Origin of the sequence: uncultured Lactobacillus sp. (assembly GCF_947367125.1) — a bacterium.
Taxonomy (GTDB): domain Bacteria; phylum Bacillota; class Bacilli; order Lactobacillales; family Lactobacillaceae; genus Lactobacillus.
Map to the genome: position 1 here is coordinate 61,538 of NZ_CANBCQ010000006.1, position 8,235 is coordinate 69,772.

Consider the following 8,235-nt stretch of genomic DNA (forward strand, 5'->3'; position numbering starts at 1 on the left):
CCCTAGTTTCGCTGAGATTTTTGAAAGAAATTTCATCATCAGAGATTTGATTGCACGCTCAGCTTTGTTTTTGAACAACTCCAAATGATCATCCAATAGAACGTACATGAAAACTTTAAGACATAATTGAGTGATGTGTTTAACTTTGAATGTAAGCGTTAAATAACCAAGCAAGTGATTAGGATTTTCAGCTAAACTGATCTTATCAAGTTCAGGAGGTATTTCTATGAAAAAGGAAAAGCATCAGATCATTCCTTTAGCACCCGGGCGCTGCTAAAGACAATATGATTTTGCTAAGCATCAAGCACAATGATTACAGATTTGACCTATACAGAATATGGATCAGGATTTTATTAAAGAAATTCTGCGTGATCTGCCATGATTAATTTTCGTGATTTGGGTCAGGTCTACATAGTTTGTGGAAAGACTGACATGAGAAAAGGGATTGCCTTGTTTGAGGTAATAGTTTCAAAAAGTTCTAACATAGGCTCAACAGCAAATCGAGGTGGTCTACGCTAGCTGGTCATATATTTGCCACATATTGCAATGGCTGCAGTGCATACTTATCTAAAAAAATCAGTAGATACTTGTTCGCTTTTAGCTTGGTAATAATGATACATGGGGTACCGGACAAAAGCTATCCAGTAAAATAATAGGAGGTGTCCGTCTAAAACATTGTAATGTGTTTCATCGATCTGCAGAATAGGCTGCTTGACTTGTTTGCTTTTGAGCAAGTCTTCATTGGTTTTAAAGTAGTAATCAGTACACTTCAATTAATATTTTGCAGCTTAAAACCTCGGCCTTTTCTAATAGTTTTCTTACAGAAAATTTTACTTCATATTTTTGATAAAAACTATACGCGATAATTTATGTAGTCTCATAGTTCTGATTCAAAAGCACTCTGTTAACCAGTGCTTTAATCATTTTGTTGATAAGTCAGTGTATGACGTAACGAAGTTAGCAAAAATTTCCTAAAACAATAATTTTAGAAGATACTTTGCTATTTAATGTTTACTTTATAGTAAAAAATGTAGATTTATGAGAATAATTATTGCCAGCAGTTAAGTCATATTGAATCATCAAATATTCATTCCATAATTTCTTTTGTGATTTTGTTAGTTTTGTCTTCTTGCCATTTTTGTTAATAAATTGTGCATTCGAGGACTTACCAGTCGAGTCGACAGAAAAAGCGGGTAATTTATTATATATTTGAGTCAACAATGCTTGATATGGTGTTACTTTTGAATTAGTTTGTTTTAATGTCATAGCAATGAAGTTGCTTGGAGAAACATATTTTATATGTTTTTTAAGATTTTTAGCTCCATTTTTTCTAGCAGCAATATTCGAATATATAAAGTAATCTGTTTCATGCAGTTTAATTCCGTCTTTTGTCATGTTATTAGCGTAACCTACTGCTGGTAAATGATCACCATAAAAAACTAATGTGATTGGTCGCTTAAGCTTATTAATTTTTTCTATTGTATTTTTTATTTCTCGGTCAGAGTATTGAAGTCCAGTTGAAAATGTGCTGATTGCCTTATCATCGCTTTTATTTTTAGATTTAACTTTTATGTCATTTTTCTTATAAAGATTGTTGTATGGATAGTGATTTTGCATTGTTATTAGATTAATATATTGTGGCTTAGTGTATCTGGCCAATTGATCTAATAAATTAGAATATGCTGTTTTGTCTGATTGATAACTATTTTTACCAATTTTGTGTAAATGCTTAATGGGTGCTTTTTTATTTCCTAAATAGTAAAATTTGTTGAATTTAAATTTGTGGTAATTAGGTACTCTATTGTAAAATTCTCCCGTATATGGATGTATTCCTACCGAATAAGGAAATTCTTGATTAAAAGTTGGAATAAATGATTCATGAGGTACTAACTGTGTATATGGAGAAGACATTGTTGGTGAAAAGTTGCAGGTAGCAAATCCAGTAAGAGACATGTACTCCATGTTAGCGGTGCCCCCGCCATATCCTGAACTCATCATGACTCCAGAAGTAGTATTTTGTTTGATTTTATCAACATTAGGAATAGGATTAGAGCTTAATTGTATTCCTGGAACTCGTCTGGGATCTGAAAAAGCTTCACTTAAATTGAAGATAACAGTTTGATTTGAAATATCATTTTTTCTGTTTTTATTTATTTTTATTGATAGTTTTTGGTATTTCTTTACGATTTTATCTATTGTTGTCTTTGAGTAATTGTGTGGCTGAGGCATGATTTGGACGTCAATATTATTTAGAAATTGAAGAAGTATACCATTATTTTTGGCTCCCCAAACTTGATTCCAAAAAGATGGGTCGTTACCGATAGCTGAGTTTATTTTTGGAAAAATAGTATTTGTATGATTCCAGAAATTTGTACTACCAAAGAGAATAATTGATATGATTATCCATGATATTCTATTTAGAGAATTCATTTTGGAAACTGGTTTGTGTCGAGTAAGCCATATAGTTAGTAATATAATTGAGCCAATTAAAATAATCGCTATGATCAAATAACTAGGATTTATCATGTTTAGTAAATTAGGTAGTTCTTTGGTCATAAGCAAATCAAAAGGTAAAATAGGTTCATCTCGTAATTGGATTTTTATTATGTTTGCAATTAAAAAAATCAAGTATGAAGATGAGATAAATGCCAGAGAAAACCAATAACGATTAGTAATTGATTCTAAAAATTTAAAAGCTAAAAAAAGAAGCAATGTAGATACAATGCCTAGCTTTATTGCTAATTTTTTGTTGATAAAGCCAGTAGGTATATTTATAAATAAAATAGAAATAATGGTTATAATTCCACAACAAAAGAGTGCTAGGAATGTTGGCCAGTGTTTCTTAAAAAAGGTAAGAATATTATTTTTCATATAATTTGTGTTCTCAATTGTTGAATAATTAAAGATTAACATGGAATTTATTTGACCAATGTTAGCCCTTTTTTAATGTTTTTGAATTTAACTATCTAAAATCTTGAGGCCGTGTAACAGCATCTTTATTAAAGTAGTAGTAAATAGCATCCATAATACGTTCGCTAGCATAACCATCACCATACGGATTTTTGGCATTAGCCATTTTATCGTATGCATCTCTATCTTCAAGTAATCTCAACATTTCTTCACGAACTTGATCAACTTGGGTACCGACGAGTTTCAGAGTGCCAGCTTTAACTCCTTCTGGACGTTCAGTAGTATCTCTTAAAACAAGTACCGGTTTACCCAAACTTGGTGCTTCTTCTTGAACACCACCGGAATCAGTCATGATGAAGTATGAGCGCTTAGCCAAATTGTGAAAATCTACAACATCAAGGGGATCGATTAGATGGATTCGTGGATCTCCACCAAGTACATCTTTAGCTGCTTCTTGGACACGAGGAGATAAGTGAACTGGATAAATGATTTCTACATTGTCATGACTATCGATAACTTGACGCATAACTTTAAATACTCGACGCATTGGTTCGCCTTGATTTTCACGACGGTGCATAGTTACTAAGATCACTTTATTACCAGGGGTAATTTCATCCATAACAGCGTGATGATAATCATTTTGAACAGTTTCTTGTAATGCATCAATTGCGGTGTTGCCAGTAACAAAAATATTATCTGCTTTATGATTTTCTTTGATTAGGTTAGATTTTGAAAGTTCAGTTGGGGCAAAGTAGAGATCAGTTAAATCATCAGTCATCTGGCGATTCATTTCTTCAGGATATGGTGAATATTTATTCCAGGTTCTAAGCCCAGCTTCTACGTGGCCCAAGGTAGTTTGTTCGTAAAATGTTGCTAGACTAGCTGCAAAACTAGTTGTTGTATCACCATGAACCAGTACAATATCTGGCTTTTCTTCTTTAATTACCTTAGACATATCTGTTAAAACTTTAGAAGTAATGTCAGCCAAAGTTTGATTTTTATGCATGATATTGAAATCATAGTCTGGCTTAATTTTGAAAATTTCAAGAACCTGATCAAGCATTTCACGGTGCTGAGCGGTTACTACAGTTACTTCTTCAAAACGATTATCTTTTTTTAGTTTCAATACAAGTGGAGCCATTTTAATAGCTTCAGGTCTTGTACCGAATACTGTCATCACTTTAATTTTACGCATTGTTTCCTCCATAAATACTGTATAAGGTACTCTATTAGTATAACCTATATTTAGTGAATTTTTTATCTGTAGAGGAATTATAAAATTGTTTAATGTAGGCTTATAATATGGGATAGTACATAAAAAAATTGAGATATGGAAATTTTTAGGTGGAATTAATAAGGGAAAGTTTGCGATAAAAGTACTTAAATAAGAATGTGGATGGATAATTAGATGAAGAAGATATTTAGTATTGGTGTTTTGGAAATATTAACAATAATTAATGTAATATTTTTGGTTATTTCTTTTAAGGTTAAGGTGCCAGATAAAAGCAATATTGGTGACACGGCTACGTGGTTTGGATGTTTGATAGCAATAGTAACAGTTAGTATTACATATTGGCAATTGGTATTGTCTAAGAAACACGATGCACCAGAGATTATTGTGTCTGATGAAATTACTAAATCGATTGTTGATTTTAATAAAACTAATAGTGAAGACTTAAAAGAAAATTCTGATTTAAAGTTTAAAGTTGTTAATATAGGAAAAGGTGCAGCTAAGAAGGTTGTAGCCAAGATTGATAATAAGAATTATTGGGCAAAAGAGCTTGAGAAAATTGGGTATGACGATTGCTCTTTTGATGATAAAACTATATATATTGGGTTAAAAGACGCTAGAAACCATATCAAAACTATTGGGTCATATTTTGCTGAAATAGATAGTTACATAGGGAGCGATAGGTCAACGTACTTGTATATACCGAGTTTTTATATATCTATGTTACGAAATTACGTCTATGACAATTTTAAAGATAGCGGTGTAACTGAAGAAAATAGTGATAGTTTGTTTCAAAAGATCAGATCTTTTCCCAAATTACATTTAAACTTATCGTATGAAGGAATTGATAATGAGAAGAAATATCTGAATCTGACTATAAGACCTTTTGCTGATGTTATGGAAGATGAGAAAAATTCTAAGTTAATATACTTGGAATTTGAAATTATAGATTCAAGTGAGAATAAGAAAGTGAGTAATAGAGTGAATAAAATAACCAATTTTTTCAAAAATAATGCATTTCTTTTAAAGATTTTACTTATTTCTGGATGCTTAAGCTCAATAGGTACGAGTTTGTATTGCTTATTCCATAAATATGTTCAGTATAAGTTTTGTACTAATGAAGATATTTATTATGCATATCAACATATAGATATTAAGCATTGGAACCAAGGCGGAGCATTTCTTGTTTGGGGATTAGGCTTAGTACTTTTATATTTTGGAATTAAATCGATGATGAAAATTGAAAGTACAAAAAAATTAGAAGTTAAGCAAAGATCTCATGCATTAATAGTATACTTAGGATTAACTTTTGTAATTAGTATATTTTTGATTGCTTTACCTATTGATTTAATATTTGATAATTATGGGATAGGAACTGCATTGGAAGTTTTCGCCGTGTTATGGTGGATTTGGTACACAATATTACTAGTATTTTATTCTATACTAAGGTGGCTTAAGAAAGATGGTCGCAATAAGCCGAGAACTGCTATTGTTGCTGGACTAATTGGGGCATTGATAGGTGCACTTTTTGGAAAATAAATACTAGTCAGCTATTTGTCAAACAACTTAAAGTAATGGATGAACTATAATGTGATGATATTGTGGTTCATCTCTTATTTTTTGTTTAAAATTAAATTGAGTTTGAGAGCCATAGCAAGAATGAGTAGAAATTATTTGTCAAATTGAAAAGTTAGGTTTAGTTTATTGGTCGTTAAATAGGCAATGTACCGCCTAATTGCTGGGTAATGTCTTGATTTTGCTTGATCGCACTTTGAAAATCCTCGATACGTTGATTTATGTCCATTGCTTTACCGCATTCAGCTACTGATATAGTAGAATTTTTGGTGTGAAACGGTTGAGAAAAGCAAAATGGTATGGGAATTTTTATGGTGTAGTTAGTGTTGAATTTGGATAGCTGTTATCTTTTGCATGGTTGATTATGCACAGTGTAATAAGTGATCTTTGTCTTTGCGTTAAATTGTTTTTAGCTATTGGTGTATTATAATTAAGATGTTGTTATTGTTGATAAATTAGTGATATAGGAATAGTAAAAATAATGGAAGGTATTGAAGTAATTAAAAATGCAAAATATACCACTATGGAAAATATGTTGCTATTTCCATAGTGGTAAGCTTAAAAATTTAAATAGTGGATATATTTTTCGAGGTGAAGGTAGCAATGAGTACCAGTTATTACCATCAGCTTTAAGAAAGAACAATCAAGAAAAGTTATTGCAAATAGCTAGTGGTAATAGTGAGAATTCTGATAAAAGAGAATATGAATTCTTTCAACGAATGGCAGAACTTGAACTATTAAGACGGTTTTATCTTAAGTCTAATGAAAATGGCTTAAAGATATACCCTACTGATACAGTCTCAACTTTTGACGAATTTGCAATAGACGAATTAATAAAAGGCGTGATTAATAAGTCTTGGATACCAAATAACTTAGAAAATGTTGCAGCATTAGCACAGCATTATGGAGTAATGACTAGACTCTTAGATTGGACATTTAATTTTAATGTTGCATTTTATTTTGCTGCTGTAAATGCATTAAATAATATTTGTGATACTGGTGCTTCAGATAAAAGTATGGTGATTTGGGCTTTGAATTATGATGAATTAAGTAGGTCATCTGTAAATAAATCACTAAAGTTTGTTATTCCTCCGTATATTGATAATCTTAATTTAAAAGCTCAAAAGGGCATACTTTCTTATTGGAAATCAGATCCGATTAATGAAGAAGATATGTATAAAAAGCGCATTGATAGAACACCATTAAATGAAATTTTACAGGACAATTACTCTGGTGATGAAATTGCTTTATATAAAATAGAAATGCCTATTTCAGAAGCCTATAAACTTTTAACCTTTGTTAACACAAATGGATACACAACCGCTTCCCTTTTTCCAGGATACAACGGTGTGGCTTCAGAATGTAATGAATCAGAAATGATCAATCGAGCTCGACATATTTTGGGACAATAACATTAGATTGAAAAAAATTCATTGTTAAATTAAGTACAACAATGAAGTTAAGTCATAGTCTTTTTATTTAACGCTTAGTGTTGCACCTCAATTTTGAATTTGAGAATAGATAAACTTTTATCAAATAATATTACACTAGAATCTTTGATTATGTGTGGCTATATCGTATTTAATAAAGTTTTAGTTAAATAGGTCTAATTAATTATGGAAAGGAAAAATAACATTGATTTTGAAGAAATTTAAGTCGCCATGGGTATTATTTCTTGCGGCAGGCATGTATTTTCTTATTAATCTGATATTAAGATATTTTGCCAACTGTTCTAATAATTTGAAAGTAGTAATTACACTACAAATTATTACTTCAGTTTTTGCTATAATAACTTATTTTTTGCCGTATTTATATTCTTTGTATTACTTGAGTAATACTAGTTTGAAACCTGGTCTTAAAAGAAGTGCCTGCTTTATTGTTAAAGTAATAGTATTTTATCTGCTATTTTCTATATTATTTAAACCATATCCAGGTGACTTTATTTCAACTGTGATTTGGGTCATTAAGATTCCTGAACTATACGTAACCTTATTAATCTTTTTCATGTTAATGTTTTTCTTTTTTATGTCAAGTAAAAGTAAGGAGACATTATCCTGTAAAGATAAGATAATTAGTGGGACATTTATGGCACTATTAGAATTTATGGTGATTAGAATAATAATGCTTGCAACCACTATTTATTTGTATTCACATGATTTAATAATTGGTCAGGTTGAACCCGAAAAAATACTATCAGATTTTGATCACAGTATAATTGCTAATTATAAATGGATAATGCTTTTATCTTTTATTTCTTTTTCGCTAACGTTTTCATGTGCTATTTGTTTTCTTAAAAAGAATGGGAAGAAATTATTTCATGTTACTGATAAAGTTTCTTCATTGATGAACACAGTTTTTAACGCGTTATTTATTAGTATTGTCTTTTTTATATCTAAGAAAAACTACATGAGTTATATTATAGCGTGGATAGTTTTAGTAGTTGAAACTGTCAAATCTTTTGTGTAAATAGATCTTTCTCGTAAATTGATTTTTTAATTATTTATTTAATCAAAGTAGGA

5 protein-coding genes are annotated in these 8,235 nt (G+C 30.6%); 3 read left to right on the forward strand and 2 right to left on the reverse strand.

The genetic code is table 11. From position 1 onward, the window contains the following. Positions 1–1,011 precede the first annotated feature (1,011 nt). The gene (locus Q0Y84_RS03045) at positions 1,012–2,871 is read right to left on the reverse strand and encodes an LTA synthase family protein (protein WP_297950691.1); all 1,860 of its coding nucleotides are present in this window, start codon (positions 2,869–2,871) and stop codon (positions 1,012–1,014) included. A 91-nt stretch (positions 2,872–2,962) separates the two neighbouring features. Continuing rightward, entirely contained in the window at positions 2,963–4,105 is a 1,143-nt protein-coding gene (wecB, locus tag Q0Y84_RS03050) for a UDP-N-acetylglucosamine 2-epimerase (non-hydrolyzing) (protein ID WP_297950692.1), read from the reverse strand. Positions 4,106–4,318: 213 nt separating this feature from the next. Here wecB and Q0Y84_RS03055 point away from each other — a divergent pair, with 213 nt between their 5' ends. The 3 genes from Q0Y84_RS03055 to Q0Y84_RS03065 all read left to right on the forward strand — a co-directional run bounded on the left by Q0Y84_RS03055 (position 4,319) and on the right by Q0Y84_RS03065 (position 8,182). Further along, positions 4,319–5,680: a hypothetical protein gene (locus Q0Y84_RS03055; RefSeq protein ID WP_297950694.1), complete on the forward strand. Its 1,362-nt coding sequence runs from the start codon at positions 4,319–4,321 to the stop codon at positions 5,678–5,680. Between the two features lie 542 nt (positions 5,681–6,222). Beyond that, positions 6,223–7,128, forward strand: coding sequence for an FRG domain-containing protein (locus Q0Y84_RS03060; RefSeq protein WP_297950696.1), 906 nt, complete (start codon positions 6,223–6,225; stop codon positions 7,126–7,128). A 223-nt stretch (positions 7,129–7,351) separates the two neighbouring features. Beyond that, positions 7,352–8,182, forward strand: a complete 831-nt coding sequence (locus Q0Y84_RS03065) for a hypothetical protein (RefSeq protein ID WP_297950698.1) — start codon at positions 7,352–7,354, stop codon at positions 8,180–8,182. Positions 8,183–8,235: the final 53 nt, after the last annotated feature.